This window comes from Nocardioides sp. ChNu-99, assembly GCF_029493445.1.
Taxonomy (GTDB): domain Bacteria; phylum Actinomycetota; class Actinomycetes; order Propionibacteriales; family Nocardioidaceae; genus Nocardioides.
Genome location: NZ_JAHWBL010000074.1, coordinates 1 through 15220 on the forward strand (window position 1 = coordinate 1; position 15220 = coordinate 15220).

Here is a 15220-nt window from a genome sequence, read left to right on the forward strand (position 1 = left end):
GATCCACCGCCGCGACTCGCTGCGCGCCTCCGCGATCATGGCCGACCGCGCGTTCAAGGACCCGAAGCTCGAGGTGCTCTGGAACTCCGAGGTCGCCGAGATCCACGGCGGCGACAAGCTGGAGAGCGTCACGCTGCGCGACACCGTGACCGGGGAGACCCGGCCGCTGGAGGTCACCGGCCTGTTCGTGGCGATCGGCCACGACCCGCGCTCGGAGTTGCTCGGCGGTCAGGTCGACCTCGACGACGAGGGCTACGTGCTGGTGCGCCACCCCTCGACGGCGACGAACATCCCGGGCGTGTTCGCGGCCGGCGACCTGGTGGACCACCACTACCGCCAGGCGATCACCGCGGCCGGCACCGGCTGCGCCGCGGCGCTCGACGCCGAGCGCTACATCGCCGACCTGGACCACGCCGCGGTGACGCCGCAGGAGGCCCAGGACGCGGTCGCGGAGTCCGCCGCCGTCGAGACCGTGCAGACCGCCGGCCTCTGACGGCAAACACGCGGAAACAGCGGTGTCTCACAGGTGAGATTCGACCAAACTGGAGCTCACATTGGTCGTTTCTGACCCACCCTGTGGTTCTCGCTCGTGGCCGGTTCAACTGGTGTGCTGCGGGTGGGCAGGTTGTGAGCCGGCGGGAATGGTCGGGGGGATTTGCCGGTGGGTCCGGGCGACGGCCCGGTGGCGAGGTGCGGGGGGTGCGGCACGAATCGCGTGGGGTGATCGTGCCGCACCCTTCGTTGCATCCCGGACCGGACCCTCGTGTGGTGCGGACTTGTTGCCGCTGGGGGTCAGGAGTTGAGCAGGGCCTGCATGGTCTCGATCTCGGCGGTCTGGGACGCGGTGATGTCGGCGGCGAGGTCGATGGCGGGCTGGAACTGGCCGTTGTCCTGCTCGGCTTCGGCCATCTCTACTGCGCCGGTGTGGTGCTCGATCATCATCGTCAGCCACAGCTCCTCAAATCGGGCGTCGGGTGCGGCCTCCAGGGCGCTCATGTCCTCGGCCGACATCATGCCGGGCATCTCGTGGTCCATGCCCTCCATCGAGTCCGTCGCATCGCCGGAATCGTGGTCGCTGTGGCCGCCGTTGACGTGGTCGCGCATCGTCTCCGGAACCTCCTCGCCCCAGTTGAGGAGCCAGTCGGTGAAGGTCTCGATCTCCGGGGCCTGGGCTGCCCGGATCTGTTCGGCCAGCTGGTGGACCGCGGGGTCGAGGTTGCGGCCTTCGGTGAGGTCGACCATGACGAGGGCCTGGGAGTGGTGTTGGAGCATGTCGGACGCGAATGCGATGTCGGCGTCGTTGTGCTCGGTGGTCGAGGTCTCGGAGGAGGTGTCGGCTCCTTCGTCGTCGGTGCCGCACGCTGCTGCGGTGAGGCTGAGGGACAGGCCGAGCCCGAGAACGGTGACGGCTCGACGGGTGGTGTAGCGGTTACGCATGGAGGTTCTCCTGGTTCAGGTCTGACAGGGGGGCGGAATGTCGTCACCGCCGGCGCAGAGGAGTACCCGAGGGCCGGGGTGATGCAACGCCTGTCAGCACCTGATGATCGAGAACCTCCACACCGCAGGCGGGCCCGTGCCTGTTGGTGCGACCCTGCGGGTGATCTGCCTGATGACGGCGGGGGCCAGTACCGCCCACAACCGCGGGAGCCTGCAGGCGAGAGCGCCGAGGGCGAGAAGAGCGGCGGCTGCAAGCATCGCGGCGCAGAGCATCATGACGTGTTCCGCCCCGCCGTCCCCATGTGCCCCGTGACCGGCGTCGCGGTCGGTTTGGCCGGTGGTGGGGGCGTGTGTCTCCTCTGCGTGTTGGGCGGCCATGGTGACCTGCGACGGCCCTGGAATTGTTGTCGAGGAGGCACTGTGGTGAGTCGTGTCGAGGGCGGGTAGCAGCGCGTGCGTTGCGCTGAGGGCAGTCGTGTGCCCTGGTGGCCCGTCGATGTCCTTGGTGGTGAGGGCGTGCATGCCCAGGATTCCGAACGCGATCGCAGCGATCACCACAACAGCCAGGCGACGGCGTCGAAGCGGGGAATGGGTGTGCCGCTGAGTCAGCCGGCTCCGAACCCCGCCGGGACTAGGGCCGTGACGAAGAAGGCTTCCGCCGGCGCTCGTCATGGGGCTCACCTCCTCCACCCCGCAGTTTACGGAACCGCTCACACCGAGAGGATACCCCCAGGGGGTATGTAGAGTGAGGACGACTCAATCGCTGAGGTGGGAAAAGAGATGAGCGAAGCGCCGCACCACCACGACCACGACGACCACCACGACCACCACGACCACCACGACCACCAGGGTGGGTCTGGGAGCTCGCGGTCGACGGCGGTCAGCGCGACCCTGCACTGCCTCACCGGGTGCGCGATCGGGGAGATCGTCGGACTGATGATCGGCACGGCGGTCGGCTTGAGCGCCGGGTGGACGATCGTGCTCGCCGTCGGTCTCGCGTTCCTGTTCGGCTACCTGCTCTCGACGCTCCCGCTGCTCAAGGCGGGCCTCGGGGTGGGGACCGCTCTCGGTGTCGTGCTCGCCGCTGACACCCTCTCGATCGCCACGATGGAGCTCGTCGACAACGCCGTCATGGCGCTCGTTCCCGGGGCGATGGACGCGGGCCTCGTCAACAGCACGTTCTGGCTCGCGATGATGTTCGCGCTCACGGTGGCGTTCTTCGCCGCGTACCCGGTCAACCGCTACCTGCTGGCGCGCGGCAAGGGACACGCCCTCACCCACCGCTATCACCACGCCGCCGGCGAGGTGACCGGCGCGCGTCGCTACATCCCCTCCCTGGAGACACCGGTGCTGGTGGGCGTCATCGCCGCCTTCATGCTCGGCGGTCTGGTCGTGTCGCTAGCCGACGAGCTGAGCACTGGGGGCGGCGCGCCCCCGCACGCGCTGCCGACGAGCGCCGCTCTGAAGCCCTTCTGAACTGGAGATTCGTCAGGACTTCCTGCTGAAGAGCCGGTTGAGCAGTCCGAATGCGGGCGCGGTCTCCTGGTGCCCGGTGCAGCGGTCCGCGCGAGGGACCCCGGTGAGGACCTGGTCTACGTGCTGGCCGCAGCCGGCCCAGGTCGTCCTGCCGCACTTCTTGCAGGTGACTGCTCGACACATGGTGGTCTGCGGGGTCAGCCGTGGGAGAACGTGATGGTGGGCAGGACGCGGCGCAGCCAGAAGGGGCTCCACCAGGCCGCGCGCCCGGTGAGGCGCAGCATCACGGGCAGCAGGACGAGCCTGACGAGGAAGGCGTCGAGCAGCACCGCGACGCCGAGCACGACACCCATCTCCTTCGGGGGGATCGGACCGGAAAGCGCGAAGGTGAAGAACACCGCGACCATCACCGCCCCGGCGGCGAAGATGACACGCCCGGAGCGGGCCAGCGCCTCGACCATGGCGACGTGGGCGTCGCCGGTCCGTTCGTACTGCTCCTTCGCGGAGGCCAGCAGGAACACGGTGTAGTCCATCGCGATCGCGAAGATCATCGCGAAGAAGAACACCGGTGACCACGCGTCGAGGAAGCCCTGGCTCTCGAAGCCGAGCAGGTCGGCGCCGATGCCGTCCTGGAAGACGAGCCGGGCGACCCCGAACGCGGCGGCCGTCGAGAGCAGGCTCGCGAGCGTGCCGAGCAGCGAGATCAGCGGCGCCTGCAGCGCCACGAGCAGCAGGAGGAAGCCGAGCACCAGGACGACGCCGATCACGAGCGGAGTGGACTCGTCCAGCTGCGCCTTCAGATCGAGGTTCTCCACCGGCGCCCCGCCCACGAGCGCGCTGTCGGGCAGGTCGGCGCGGAGCCGGTCGACCGTCTCGCCGAGCCCGGGGTCGGACGGGTCGACGGTGGGCACCGCCTGGAGGAGCACGAGCCCGCTGTCGTCGCTCGCCGGCATCGGCGGGAGCGCGGCGGAGATCCCGGCGTCGTCCGCGAGCACGGCGGACGCGGCGTCGGCGTCCGCGGCGTCGGCGACGACCTGCAGCGTCCCGGGCGCGCCTTCGCCGAAGGCGTCCTGCACGACGTCGTACCCGGCACGGGCGCTGGCGTCCTCGGGCAGCACCTTGATGGAGGGCATCGCCGTCGTGAGCCCCACGATCGGCGCAGCGAGCGCGAGCAGCACCACCGTGGCCGTCGCGCCCCAGAGGAGCGGGCGTCTCCAGAGCCGCTCGCCCCAGGCGGCGAACCTCGCGGAGCGGTGCTCCCCGGCGCCGAGGCGGGGCAGGGACAGCTTGTCGATGCGGTGGTCGAGCTTGGTGAGCACCAGGGGCAGCAGGGTGAGGGTGGCGCCCAGGATGAACACGACCGCGATCATGATGCCGCCGGCCATCGAGCGGAACGACGGTGACGGCACGAGCATCACCGCCGACAACGAGACGAGCACGGTGACCCCGGAGAGCAGGACGGCCTTGCCGGCGGTGTCCATGGTCTCGGCGACCGCCCCGCGCACCGAGCTGCCGGAGGCCGCGCGCGTGGCGCGGTAGCGGGCGACGAGGAAGAGGGCGTAGTCGATGCCCAGGGCGAGGGCGAACATCATGGCGAAGTTCATCGCCCAGATCGACACCGGCACGAGCTCGTTGACGAGCACCAGGGAGCCGGCCGAGGCGATGAGGCCGGCGAGGGTGAGCATCAACGGGAGACCGGCGGCGACGAGCGCACCGAAGGCGATCACGAGGATCACCATCGTGACCGGCCACGAGATCATCTCCGACGTCAGCATCGCCTCGAGGTTGGCCTCGTTGAAGTCCGACCAGAGCAGCGACGAACCGGTGGGTTTCACCTCCACGCCGTCGACGGAGAGCGCCTGCAGGTCGTCCTTGAGGTCGGTCGCGACCCGCACCATCTCGTTGGTGTCGACCCCGGCCCCGGCCAGGACGATCGCGGTGCTGCCGTCCTCGCTCAGCGTCGCTCCGGGCATCGGGGCGACGACGTCGGCGATGCGGGGCTCGGCCTCGAGCACCCGGGTCACCTCGTCGAGCACCGCGGCGCCGGCACCCTCGGTGACCGCACCCTCCTCGGCGCGCACGACGACCTGGATGGCCGAGGAGGCGTTGCCCCCGAAGCTCGCGCGGGCCAGCTCACGGGCGGCGACCGACTCGGAGCCGTCGGCCTGCCAGCCCGCGCCCGAGAGGTTGTGCTCGACCTGCGGGGCGAAGGCCCCGAGGCCGATGACGAGCAGGAGCCACACCCCGGTGACGATCCGGGCGTGGTCGGTGACCCAGACGCCGAGGCGTCCGAGGGGTCCGGGGCGGGGGCCCGGGGGGACGTCCGAGGCCTGGGAGGGGTGCTCGTGGGCGGTCGTGCTCATGGAGGGTCCGTTCTGGTGAGGGTGAGCAGGAGTGGTCAGACGAGGGCGGGCAGGGCCCGGGCCGCGGTGTAGCCCGCGATGGCGAGGACGAGGACGGTGAACCCGGCCGAGAGCCGACGGGGATCGACCCGGCCGGCGAGCCGGGCTCCGGCGACGGCGGCCAGCGCGGAGCTGAGGGTGAGCACCAGCACGACGCCCCAGTCCGGCGAGGTGCCGACCCCCGCCCGGGTCGCCAGGGCGGTCGCACTGGTGATCGTGATGACCACGAGCGACGTGCCGGCGGCGTACGGGAGCGGCAGGCCGAGGGCGAGCAGCAGCGCGGGTACGACGAGAAACCCGCCCCCGACGCCGAGGAAGCCGGTGAGCAGCCCCACCAGGGTGGCGGTGACCGCCACCTTGATCGCCCGCGGGCAGGCACAGGCGAAGGTCGGGCTGAAGGTGAGGATCGGGTCGTCCAGGGCGGGTCGCGCCGCGTGCGCGGGGCCGGCGGGCTGCCGCACCAGTCGCCACGCCATGAGCGTGCCGACCAGGAGCATCAGGGCCGCGAACGCGGCGAGCAGCGCGGCCTCGTCGACGAGGGCGGCCACCCTGGCCCCGACCACGGCGCCGCCGACGGCGACCGCCCCGAAGGTCGTGCCGCGGGCGAGCAGGACGTTGCCGGAGCGCCGAGCGGCCACGGCGCCCACGAGCGCGGTCACCCCGACCACGACCAGCGAGCCGGTCGTCGCCTGCGCGGGTGACTGGTCGAGCAGGAACATGAGCACCGGCACGGCGAGGATCGAGCCACCGCTGCCGAGCGCGCCCAGGCCCAGCCCGATCAGTACCCCGGCCACGACGGCCACGAGGAAAGTCACGTCGCGGGGCCCACGAGGTGCAGCCCGACCGCCTCGGCATGGTCGAAGGTGTCGTCGACGGCGACGGTGATGCGGCCGCGGGCGTCGAGCATCGAGGCGGCGACCGACGCTCGGTAGCCGCCGGCGCAGTGCACCCACACCTCACCGGCCGGCACCTCGTCGAGGCGGCCCCACAGCTCGTGGAGCGGGATGTTCACGGCACCCCTAATCGCCGCGGCGTCGTGCTCGTCGGCGCGGCGCACGTCGAGCACGACCACCTCGCGGTGGTGGCGCACCTGCGCGAGGTCGGCGAAGGTGCCCGTCGCGAAACCGGCCGGCGCGTCGCCTGCGGCGACCCAGTCCGCGGGCCCACCGGTCGCGTGGGCAGCCGGACGGTCGATGCCGATGCGGACCAGTTCGCGCTGCGCGTCGCTGACCTGCGCGGCGCTCTCCCCGAGGAGGGTGAGCGGGGTGCCCCACGGGATCAGCCAGCCGAGGTACGTCGCGAAGCCGCCGTCGAGGCCGAAGTTCAGGGCGCCCCGGGCATGCCCGGCAGCGAACGCGGTGCGGTGGCGCAGGTCGACGACCCACTCGCCGCCCTCGATGCGGCGCCGCAGCTCCTCGGCGTCGGCCCGCGCCGGAGCGCTCAGGTCCGGCGCCGAGGGCCCGGCCGCGTTGGCGGGTGCCATGTGGGCGTAGTACGCCGGCCAGGGGCCCAGCCCGGCGAGGAGCTCGCGGACGTAGCTCTCCTCGTCCTGCGTCAGCGCGGGATTGGTCGTCCGCTCGCGGCCGATGGTCGAGGACGTGGCGTCGGACTGGGTCGCGGAGCAGAACGACCCGAAACCGTGGGTCGGGAACACCTCGGCCGAGTCGGGCAGCAGCGTGGCCAGCCGGTGCGCGGAGGCGTGCTGGTGACGCACCAGGGCGTCGGTGTGCTCGTCGCCGAGCAGGTCGGGGCGTCCCGTGGCGCCGAAGAGCAGCGACCCGCCGGAGAACACGCCCACCTCGGTGTCGGGCCGGTCGTCGTCGCGGACCTCGCGGAGTGCGTAGGACACGTGGTGGAAGGTGTGCCCGGGCGTGGCCAGCACCGTCAGCACCATCCGGCGGCCGACCCGGATCTCGTCACCGTCCACCACGGGCACGCGCTCGAACGACACCTCCTCGGCGCCGTTGACGACGTACGACGCCCCGGTGGCGGACGCCAGGGCGAGGCCGCCCGTGACGTAGTCGTTGTGGAGGTGCGTCTCCAGGACGTGGGTGAGCCGCACCCCGTGCTCGTCGAGCAGCGCGAGTACACGGTCGATGTCGCGCTGGGGGTCGACGACGAACGCCGACTCACCGTCGTGCACGAGGTAGCTGCGATCGCCCAGCGTCGGGGTCTCGACGGGGACGATGGTGAGGGCGGTGAGCGCGGTGGTCACGTCTCCACCGCCCGGGATCCGCGGGCCAGCGGTCGCCCCGACCGCGCCCAGGCGCTGGTGCCGCCGCGCACGTTCACGGCGTCGAACCCCAGTGCAGTCAGCATCTCGACCACCGCCGCACTGCGGTTGCCCGAGGCGCAGACGACGTGGATCCGCGCGTCACGGTCGAGCTCGTCGATCCGGTCTGCGAGGCGGCCCATTCGAATGTGGTGGGCGCCCGGCACGTGGCCCTCGGCGTACTCGGCCGGCTCACGCACGTCGACGACCCTGGCGCCGCGCTCGATCGCTGCGGAGAGCTGCTCGACTTCGATCTCCTGCATGGGTCTTCATTCCTTTCAGTCTCGGAACCCCCTGGGGGGTTAATCGGAACCTAACAGAACCCCCCAGGGGGTTGTACAGTCAGAGTGGACGACGCCCCAGGGACCTCTTCGGCCCCACGCCCTTCACCGACGAAAGGCAGGACCCCAATGACGGACTACACGCTCTCGGTCACCACGGACCGCGGGTACGACGAGACGGTCGCGGCCGTGCGCGAGGAGCTCGCGGAGGCGGGGTTCGGCGTGCTGACCGAGATCGACCTGCGCGCCACCCTGAAGGCCAAGCTCGACGTCGACGTCGCCCCTCAGGTGATCCTGGGCGCGTGCCGCCCGCAGCTGGCCCACGAGGCGCTGCAGGCCGACCCATCGATCGCCGCACTGCTGCCGTGCAACGTGGTGGTGCGCTCGACCGGGGAAACGACGACCGTGGTCGAGGCCTTCGACCCGGCGGTCATGACCTCGTTCTCCGGCGACGCGGGCGAGGTCCTCCGTCGCGTCTCGCAGGACGCCCGGACCCGGCTCTCGTCGGCCCTCGCGGCCGTCGCCACCCGAGGAGAGCAGTCGTGACGGACCTCGACCCGACCGAGATCAAAGCGATCACCACCCGCATGAAGCGCGCCAACGGACACCTCGCGAGCGTCATCCGGATGATGGAGGAGGGCTCGTCCTGCGAGGACGTCCTGACCCAACTGGCTGCCGTCAACAAGGCGCTCTCACGCGCCGGCTACGCGATCGTCGCCACCGGCCTGCAGCACTGCCTGGCCGACGCCGGCGAGGAGGGCATCGACGCCGTCGACGTGAAGAAGATGGAGAAGCTGTTTCTAGCGCTCGCCTGACGGGGGCCGTGGAGTCGCGTGCCCCAAGGTGTGGTCCACAAACGGCGGTTTGTGATCTTCCAGACCGCCTGGCGGTTCCGCAGGCAAGGTCCCGGACAATCAATCGGCGCGACCGGGCGTCGACTTGGGCCTTGAGAGGATCAGTCATGCAGTTGGTTGGCCCGCGCGCTGGGGACCGATGGATTGCCAGGCAGGTCGTTCTGTCCGGCCTATGGTTCTTGCTGCCCCTAGCGCTGGCGGCAGTCGGCGTTTCCCTGATTGACGGCCCGCCGACCTGGGCTGAGCTACGCGCAGGCGCTGCGCCGCTTGCGGCCGCAGCCGGCTTGGGGCTGCTGTGGGGTGGGTTCCGGGCTTCGTACTGGTGCCGGAGGCTGGGCGACAACACGGTGGACCTCGCGGGCGATGAACTGGTTCTTTGCACCCGACGCGGCTCGCAGCGACTTGAGTTAGCCCGCATTCGAGGCGCGCGTGTCGACGGCCGGCTCCGATGGTTCGACTTCGTGCAGGTACCGGCTGGGGGCGAGGGGCCACCGCGCCTGCGGCTGTTCCATGATGGCGAGCTGGTGATGTCGGAGCCGTTGCTGATCTGGGGGGACCGCCGGGCTCAGCACATTCAGGACCTGTTGCGGGCCGAGACCGGCTGATTCCAGCACTGTCGATCTCAAGAATGCTCGATGGTCTTCGCCATCTTCAGCGGTCTGCAAGTCATTAGTGCGCCGAGCGGGACAGTGGTGCGCAATCGTTCTTTTCTGAGCCTGCCGTTCTTCGAGCGTTCCAGGGCCACATCGCGGTGGGTCAGAACCCGTAGCCGAAAACTACGGCTCACTAGAGGCCCGCCTACCGTTTGTGAACCTGACTGCCTCAAGTGGTGTGCCGCCGCCCAGCCCGCCGGCTGCTGAGCCGGTGCCGCCTCGGTGCAGACCCTGGTGCGCCGTGCGCGCGCGTACGACCGGCGACCAGCAGCCCGAGCTGCCGGTCGACGCGTCGGGCGCGGCACGTGTGGAGCGTGTGTCCGTGGAGGCCGTGACTGGGGCGGCGGCGTCCTGGCCGAGACCGACGCGGTGCTGGACCACCGCTCAGGAGGTGGGCAGGGTCACCACGAAGCGGGCGCCGCCGAGCGGTGAGGTCACGACGGCGGCGTCGCCGCCGTGCGCCCGCGCCACCTCGCGGACGATGGCCAGGCCCAGCCCGCTGCCGCCGTCGTCGCGGGCCCGGGCCTCGTCGAGGCGCACGAAGCGCTCGAAGACGCGGTCGCGGTCGGCCGGGGGCACCCCGGACCCGTCGTCGTCCACGACGAGCTCCACGACGCCGTCGGGCCGGGCGCCGGAGGACAAGGTGTGGCTTTCGCCGTTATATGGCGGGGTTCTGTCGACGCTCTGTGGCGGCATCTGCTCATGGCGATACACGCGAGCACCGGTCTGGTCACAGATAGCGGCAGACGGTCGTGGTGTCGCATTTGGTGGGGTCGCTGGTGGTGGCACTGTGGTGAAGGTGCGCGACGGTGTGTCGCAGTGCTTGCAGGTCGGCGATTTGGCGGTCCAGGTCGCCCAGGTGGGCTTCGAGCAGGGCGTGCACGTGCTGGCAGGGTGCGACTCCGGCGTCGCGGATGTCGAGGATCTCGCGAATCTGGGCCAGGGTGAGCCCAGCGGTGCGGCCGCGGCGAACGAAGTCCAGGCGCGCCAGGGCCGCAGGGGTGTAGTCGCGGTATCCGTTGGCGGTGCGCTCAGGCGCAGGTAGTAGGCCGGCTTCTTCGTAGAAGCGCAGCGTCTTGGTTGTGGTGCCGCTGGCCACGGCCAACTCACCGATGCGCACAGTGGCCCCTTTCTCGGCTCTCGTCCATGTTCGCCTTGACCTTCCCCTGCGCTGGAACGTCCACTATGGACGCTGAAGAGGGGTCACGCGAAGGAAGGTGGGCAAATGGGTGTGGACTACGACGTCGATCTGGCCGTGATCGGCTCAGGAGGCGCGGCGATGTCCGCCGCCATCGCGGCCAGCCAGGCCGGTAAGAGCGTCGTGCTGGTTGAGCGCGGTGTTCTGGGCGGGACGTGCGTGAACATCGGCTGCGTGCCGTCCAAGACGCTCCTGGCGGCCGCCGGGGCCCGGCACGCCGCGCTCACCAATCCCTTCAAAGGTGCCCCAACGTCAGCCGCACCGGTGAACCTCGGCGATCTGGTGGCCCAGAAGGACGCACTCATCGAGCGCCTGCGTGATGCGAAGTACGCCGATGTGGCCGCTGCCTACGGCTTCCAGGTCCGCCCAGGCCAGGCCAGCTTCCTGGACGGGGACACCCTGGCCGTCGACGGCCAGGCGCTGCGGGCCCGGGCCTATCTGGTCGCCACCGGTGCCACCCCCGCCATCCCGGAGGTGGTCGGTCTCGACTCTGTGGACCGGCTGACGTCCACCACCGCGATGCAGCTGACCGAGCTGCCTGAGTCCCTGGTCGTTATCGGTGGCGGGTACGTCGGGATGGAGCAGGCCCAGCTGTTCGCTCACCTCGGCACCCGGGTCTCTGTGGTCGGGCGTCTGGCGCCGCACGCCGAGCCGGAGCTGGCCCAGAGACTTCGGGAAGTCTTCACCGACGACGGCATCACCGTGGTCGAAGAGCGCGCGACCACTGTGGCCCGCGAACCAGGCCCCGCAGGAGAGGTGGTGGTGACCACGGACTCGGGCGAACAGGTGCGCGGCGCGCAGGTCCTGGTGGCCACCGGACGCCTGCCCCGCACCGACGGCCTGAACCTGGCCGCTGCCGGTGTGGACGTGGACGAGCGCGGCTTCGTCGTGGTCGACCAGACCCAGCGCACCTCCAACCCGCGCGTCTGGGCCGCCGGTGACGTCTCGGGGGCTCCCCAGTACGTCTACGCCGCCGCCGCCGGCGGTCGGGCCGCCGCGCTCAACGCCCTGACCGAGGACAGGTACCCGCCGGCAGCTCGGGTCGACTACGCCGGCTTTCCTGCGGTCGTGTTCACCCGGCCCCAGCTGGCCTCGGCGGGGTTGACCGAGGACGAGGCCCTCACCCGAGGGCACGCGTGCGACTGCCGCGTCCTGGACCTGTCCGATGTCCCCCGGGCGCTCGTCCAGCACGACACCCGCGGGGCGGTGAAGCTCGTCGCCGACGCCGTGAGCGGCAAGGTTCTGGGCGTGCACGCTCTGGCGGACGGGGCCGGGGAGATCATGCTGGCGGCCACCTACGCCATCAAAAGCGGCATGACCGTCGACGATCTGGCCGACACCTGGGCGCCGTACCTGACCATGAGCGAAAGCCTGCGCATCGTGGCCGGCCTCTTCCGAAACCAGATGCCGACGTCATGCTGCGCCTGAAACCCGCGGCCCCAGCGGGGTGGACGAGGGCTCCCGCGGCGGCCCGCCTGGCGCCGTGAATGTGCCTTAAAAACCTACAGTCTTATGAGACACCAGGCGGGGACCGGACGCCGAGACCGCTTCATGGGCCGATGGGCACCTTCTGCCTCTCGCGAAGTCGTCTCACCGTGAACTGTCGCAGGGTGGTGCTCGGTAGGGGTTTGTGAGTCATAATCATGTCATGAGGCTCTTGGGGTACACCCGCGTGAGCACTGCGAGTCAGGACGCGCAGTTGCAGTTGGATGCACTCGTGGATTCCGGGGTGCAGAAGCGGGATGTGTTCGCGGATGTGACCTCGGGTAGCCGGACCGCGATCGAACGCCCGGGGATGAAGCGCCTGTTGGACTATGCCGAGTCCGGCGACACGGTCGTGGTGTGGCGCATCGACCGGCTCGGCCGATCCTTGATCGATGTCCTCAACACCGTGAACCTGATGCGCGACAAGGGCGTAAAGATCAAGTCGCTTTCGGACGGCATCGACCCGGAGACCACTTCCGGCCGGTTAATGCTGGGCATGCTGGCCACGCTGGCCGAGTACGAGCGCGAGCTGATCACCGAGCGAGTCAATGCCGGCATCGCTGCGGCGAAGCAGAGCGGTACCCGGTTCGGTCGGCCGCCTGTTGACCCGGCGGTGATTGCGGAGAAACTCGACATCGCTCGGGACGCCCGCGCCAAGGGTCGCACCGCCGAGGAAGCCGCCCGATTGGTCGGATGGTCTCGCGCCACGCTGTACCGGCACCAACAGGCTGCCCGCGACCGCGACATGGTCTCCCAGCAGGTGTGACATGGACGGGCCGCAGCGGTGGCGAATCCTCCGGCTTCACGTCGAGGACGGCATCTCGCTGACGACCCTGGCCCGTGACACCGGCACCGGGCTGCGGACACTGCAACGCTGGCACCAGCTTTACAAGACCGGCGGCATCGCGGCGTTGGAGCCGCGGCCACGACGCGACACGGGATCTCGACGCACTCCGGCGGAACTGGTCACGTTTCTCGAGCACCTCGCGCTGACCCGCCCACGCCCGAGCACCGCTGCATTGCACCGGCTCACCACGGCCGAAGCGGGTCGCTTGGGTTTGGCGGCCCCGAGCTATGCCACGGTCCGCGCCATCGTCCACGCTTTGGACCCGGCCCTGGTGACGCTTGCTCTGGAGGGGCCGGCAGCATATCGGGACCGCTATGAACTGGTGTTCCGCCATCGCGCCGAACGGCCGAATGTGACGTGGCAAGCCGATCACACCGAACTCGACATCCTCATCACCGGCGCCAGCGGCACCCCCGACCGGCCCTGGCTGACGGTGGTGATGGACGACTACTCCCGCGCGGTCTGCGGGTACATGGTCTTCACCGGGGCGCCATCGGCGATGAACACCGCGCTGGTGCTACGACAGGCGATCTGGCGCAAGACCGAACCGGCCTGGGCGATGTGCGGACTACCCGACGTCCTCTATATCGATCACGGCAGCGACTTCACCAGCCGCCACCTCGAGTACACCGCGGTCTCACTGAAAATCCGCCTCATCTTCTCCACCGTCGGTCGCCCGCAAGGCCGAGGCAAGATCGAGCGGTTCTTCGGCACAGTCAACACCGAGCTCCTGGCCACCCTGCCCGGACATCTGGCACCAGGGGCCAAGACACCTCCATCTCTGGATCTACCTGCGCTCGATCAGGCGATCGCCGGTTTCATCGCCACCTACAACGAGCGGACCCACCGGGAGATCGGGACGAGCCCGAAGAAGGCGTGGATCGGTGACGGGTGGTTGCCACGCATGCCCGAATCCCTCGATGAACTCGACGGACTGCTGCTGACGGTGCCCAAGCACCGCACCGTGCAGCGTGACGGCATCCACTTCCAAGGCCGGCGCTACCTCGCGCCAACTCTGGCACCGTTCGTTGGCCGCCCGGTGACGATCCGCTACGACCCGCGTGACATCTCCGAGGTTCGCGTATACGACCGCGACACCTTCCTCTGCGTGGCCATCGATGAGGCGCACCCGAACCAACGGGTAAGCCTGCAAGAAGTCGAGACCGCACGCCGAGCCCGCCGGCGCCAACTGCGCAAAGACATCAACGACCGCATCCCGCGTATCGCCGATCGGGCCGAACCGCGCACCGCCGCCCCCGGAGCGCGGCCAACCAAGCTGCGCACCTACGAAGAGGACTAAGGATGGCCAAGGACTTCATCATCACCAAGGAACATCGCCGGTTCACCGAATTCGCCACCGCGGTACGCAAGGAACGCACCATCGGCATCTGTCACGGCGACGCCGGCATCGGCAAGACCCAATCGGCACGCCGATACGCCCACTGGGACACCGTGGAACCGTTCATCACCGAATGGGGGCCGCGCACCGAAGACGACGCCAAGCTTTATGCAACTGCGAACCGGTGCCGGACCGTGTTCTACACCCCCGAGGTGCTCCCCAGGCCCAAAATCCTCATGCACGAGATCGCGCACCTGCAGACAAAGCTCGGCATCTGCATCGACGAACACCAGCGCAACATCGGCAAAGTCACCGGCGCCCGCTCAGGTCACACCAACAAGTGGGTCGAGCTGCTCATCATCGATGAAGCCGAACGACTGGCCCCGACCGCACTCGAACTCCTCCGTGATGAACACGACCGCTACGACCTGGCGATCATCCTCATCGGCATGCCTGGCAGTGACCAGCGGTTTCGCCACTACCCTCAGCTCTACAGCCGCCTCGGATTTTCACACCGATACCGGGCACTAGGACGCGAGGAACTGCTCTTCGTCCTCGATCGCCATTGGAAACGCCTCGGCCGCACTCTTGACCCAGACGACTTCACCGACGCTCAAGCGATCGCCGCGATCGAACGCATCACCCGGGGCAACTTCCGCCTCCTCGAACGCCTCTTCCCTCAGATCGCCCGAGTGCTCACGATCAACCAACTCGAGACCATCACCGACGACGTCATAGAATCCGCCGCCAGCATCCTCGTGATCGGAAACTAACGCCCCCAAGCGATCACAGAAAACCGCCGCAAAGCACTCAAACCCACACCCGGGCCTCCGTCGGCGACAGGCTCAAAAACGACCGTTTGTGGAGCCTGCAGCTCGCGTGAGCATGGTCGGGCTAGGTGAGTTCCTCTTCGAGTTCGTGACGGTTGGCGCGCGAGGGGTGAAAGCGCTGCACCTCGACCGCCACCGGTTGGGGG

Annotated in this window: 16 protein-coding genes; 9 read left to right on the forward strand and 7 right to left on the reverse strand. The window is 69.5% G+C overall.

The features are described from left to right. The coding region (locus KK617_RS16920; protein WP_277501332.1) for an FAD-dependent oxidoreductase at positions 1-493 on the forward strand (493 nt) is incomplete at its 5' end. A 299-nt stretch (positions 494-792) separates the two neighbouring features. Here KK617_RS16920 and KK617_RS16925 read toward each other — a convergent pair. After that, positions 793-1437 (reverse strand): DUF305 domain-containing protein, encoded by a 645-nt coding sequence (locus KK617_RS16925; protein ID WP_277501333.1) that lies wholly within the window; start codon positions 1435-1437, stop codon positions 793-795. 780 nt (positions 1438-2217) lie between these two features. On the opposite strand from KK617_RS16925, the gene KK617_RS16930 reads away from it, so the two are divergent. Then, positions 2218-2913 carry a DUF4396 domain-containing protein gene (locus KK617_RS16930; protein WP_277501334.1) on the forward strand — a complete coding sequence of 232 codons (696 nt, stop codon included), beginning with the start codon at positions 2218-2220 and terminating at the stop codon, positions 2911-2913. Between the two features lie 197 nt (positions 2914-3110). Here KK617_RS16930 and KK617_RS16935 read toward each other — a convergent pair whose 3' ends face one another. From KK617_RS16935 to KK617_RS16950, 4 genes are read right to left on the reverse strand one after another with little or no spacing between them, the layout of a single operon-like run. Continuing rightward, positions 3111-5276: an MMPL family transporter gene (locus KK617_RS16935; RefSeq protein WP_277501336.1), complete on the reverse strand. Its 2166-nt coding sequence runs from the start codon at positions 5274-5276 to the stop codon at positions 3111-3113. Between the two features lie 35 nt (positions 5277-5311). Further along, complete coding sequence (locus KK617_RS16940) at positions 5312-6130, reverse strand: TSUP family transporter (protein WP_277501337.1); 819 nt, start codon at positions 6128-6130, stop codon at positions 5312-5314. Continuing rightward, positions 6127-7530 (reverse strand): MBL fold metallo-hydrolase, encoded by a 1404-nt coding sequence (locus KK617_RS16945; protein WP_277501338.1) that lies wholly within the window; start codon positions 7528-7530, stop codon positions 6127-6129. The genes KK617_RS16940 and KK617_RS16945 overlap by 4 nt, the downstream gene beginning before the upstream one ends. Next, the gene (locus tag KK617_RS16950) at positions 7527-7850 is read right to left on the reverse strand and encodes a rhodanese-like domain-containing protein (protein ID WP_277501339.1); all 324 of its coding nucleotides are present in this window, start codon (positions 7848-7850) and stop codon (positions 7527-7529) included. Before KK617_RS16950 ends, KK617_RS16945 begins: the two co-directional genes overlap by 4 nt. Positions 7851-7997: 147 nt before the next feature. Between KK617_RS16950 and KK617_RS16955 the strand changes: the two genes are divergently transcribed. The 3 genes from KK617_RS16955 (at position 7998) to KK617_RS16965 (ending at position 9327) form a co-directional block, all read left to right on the forward strand. Next, entirely contained in the window at positions 7998-8414 is a 417-nt protein-coding gene (locus KK617_RS16955) for a DUF302 domain-containing protein (RefSeq protein ID WP_277501340.1), read from the forward strand. Then, the gene (locus KK617_RS16960) at positions 8411-8683 is read left to right on the forward strand and encodes a metal-sensitive transcriptional regulator (protein WP_277501341.1); all 273 of its coding nucleotides are present in this window, start codon (positions 8411-8413) and stop codon (positions 8681-8683) included. The genes KK617_RS16955 and KK617_RS16960 overlap by 4 nt, the downstream gene beginning before the upstream one ends. Before the next feature lie 146 nt (positions 8684-8829). Beyond that, positions 8830-9327, forward strand: a complete 498-nt coding sequence (locus tag KK617_RS16965; protein WP_277501342.1) for a hypothetical protein — start codon at positions 8830-8832, stop codon at positions 9325-9327. A gap of 432 nt (positions 9328-9759) precedes the next feature. Here KK617_RS16965 and KK617_RS16970 read toward each other — a convergent pair whose 3' ends face one another. Beyond that, the gene (locus KK617_RS16970; RefSeq protein WP_277501343.1) at positions 9760-10017 is read right to left on the reverse strand and encodes an ATP-binding protein; all 258 of its coding nucleotides are present in this window, start codon (positions 10015-10017) and stop codon (positions 9760-9762) included. 88 nt (positions 10018-10105) lie between these two features. Further along, entirely contained in the window at positions 10106-10495 is a 390-nt protein-coding gene (locus KK617_RS16975) for a heavy metal-responsive transcriptional regulator (protein ID WP_007928756.1), read from the reverse strand. 105 nt (positions 10496-10600) lie between these two features. Here KK617_RS16975 and merA point away from each other — a divergent pair, with 105 nt between their 5' ends. From merA to KK617_RS16995, 4 genes are all read left to right on the forward strand, one after another. Next, the gene (gene merA / locus KK617_RS16980) at positions 10601-12001 is read left to right on the forward strand and encodes a mercury(II) reductase (RefSeq protein WP_017838447.1); all 1401 of its coding nucleotides are present in this window, start codon (positions 10601-10603) and stop codon (positions 11999-12001) included. 220 nt (positions 12002-12221) lie between these two features. Continuing rightward, the gene (locus KK617_RS16985; RefSeq protein ID WP_094364518.1) at positions 12222-12824 is read left to right on the forward strand and encodes a recombinase family protein; all 603 of its coding nucleotides are present in this window, start codon (positions 12222-12224) and stop codon (positions 12822-12824) included. A 1-nt stretch (position 12825) separates the two neighbouring features. Then, on the forward strand, positions 12826-14205 hold the full coding sequence (locus tag KK617_RS16990) for a Mu transposase C-terminal domain-containing protein (RefSeq protein ID WP_094364517.1): 1380 nt from the start codon (positions 12826-12828) through the stop codon (positions 14203-14205). 2 nt (positions 14206-14207) lie between these two features. Continuing rightward, entirely contained in the window at positions 14208-15017 is an 810-nt protein-coding gene (locus KK617_RS16995) for an AAA family ATPase (RefSeq protein ID WP_277501346.1), read from the forward strand. The last annotated feature ends 203 nt before the right edge of the window (positions 15018-15220 follow it).

Bases quoted from the DNA above. Each gene is read 5' to 3' on its own strand.
- KK617_RS16950 (WP_277501339.1), bottom strand. From the start codon at position 7,850: ATGCAGGAGATCGAAGTCGAGCAGCTCTCCGCAGCGATCGAGCGCGGC.
- KK617_RS16955 (WP_277501340.1), top strand. From the start codon at position 7,998: ATGACGGACTACACGCTCTCGGTCACCACGGACCGCGGGTACGACGAG.
- KK617_RS16930 (WP_277501334.1), top strand. From the start codon at position 2,218: ATGAGCGAAGCGCCGCACCACCACGACCACGACGACCACCACGACCAC.
- KK617_RS16935 (WP_277501336.1), bottom strand. From the start codon at position 5,276: ATGAGCACGACCGCCCACGAGCACCCCTCCCAGGCCTCGGACGTCCCC.
- KK617_RS16965 (WP_277501342.1), top strand. From the start codon at position 8,830: ATGCAGTTGGTTGGCCCGCGCGCTGGGGACCGATGGATTGCCAGGCAG.
- KK617_RS16990 (WP_094364517.1), top strand. From the start codon at position 12,826: ATGGACGGGCCGCAGCGGTGGCGAATCCTCCGGCTTCACGTCGAGGAC.
- KK617_RS16925 (WP_277501333.1), bottom strand. From the start codon at position 1,437: ATGCGTAACCGCTACACCACCCGTCGAGCCGTCACCGTTCTCGGGCTC.
- KK617_RS16995 (WP_277501346.1), top strand. From the start codon at position 14,208: ATGGCCAAGGACTTCATCATCACCAAGGAACATCGCCGGTTCACCGAA.
- merA (WP_017838447.1), top strand. From the start codon at position 10,601: ATGGGTGTGGACTACGACGTCGATCTGGCCGTGATCGGCTCAGGAGGC.
- KK617_RS16985 (WP_094364518.1), top strand. From the start codon at position 12,222: ATGAGGCTCTTGGGGTACACCCGCGTGAGCACTGCGAGTCAGGACGCG.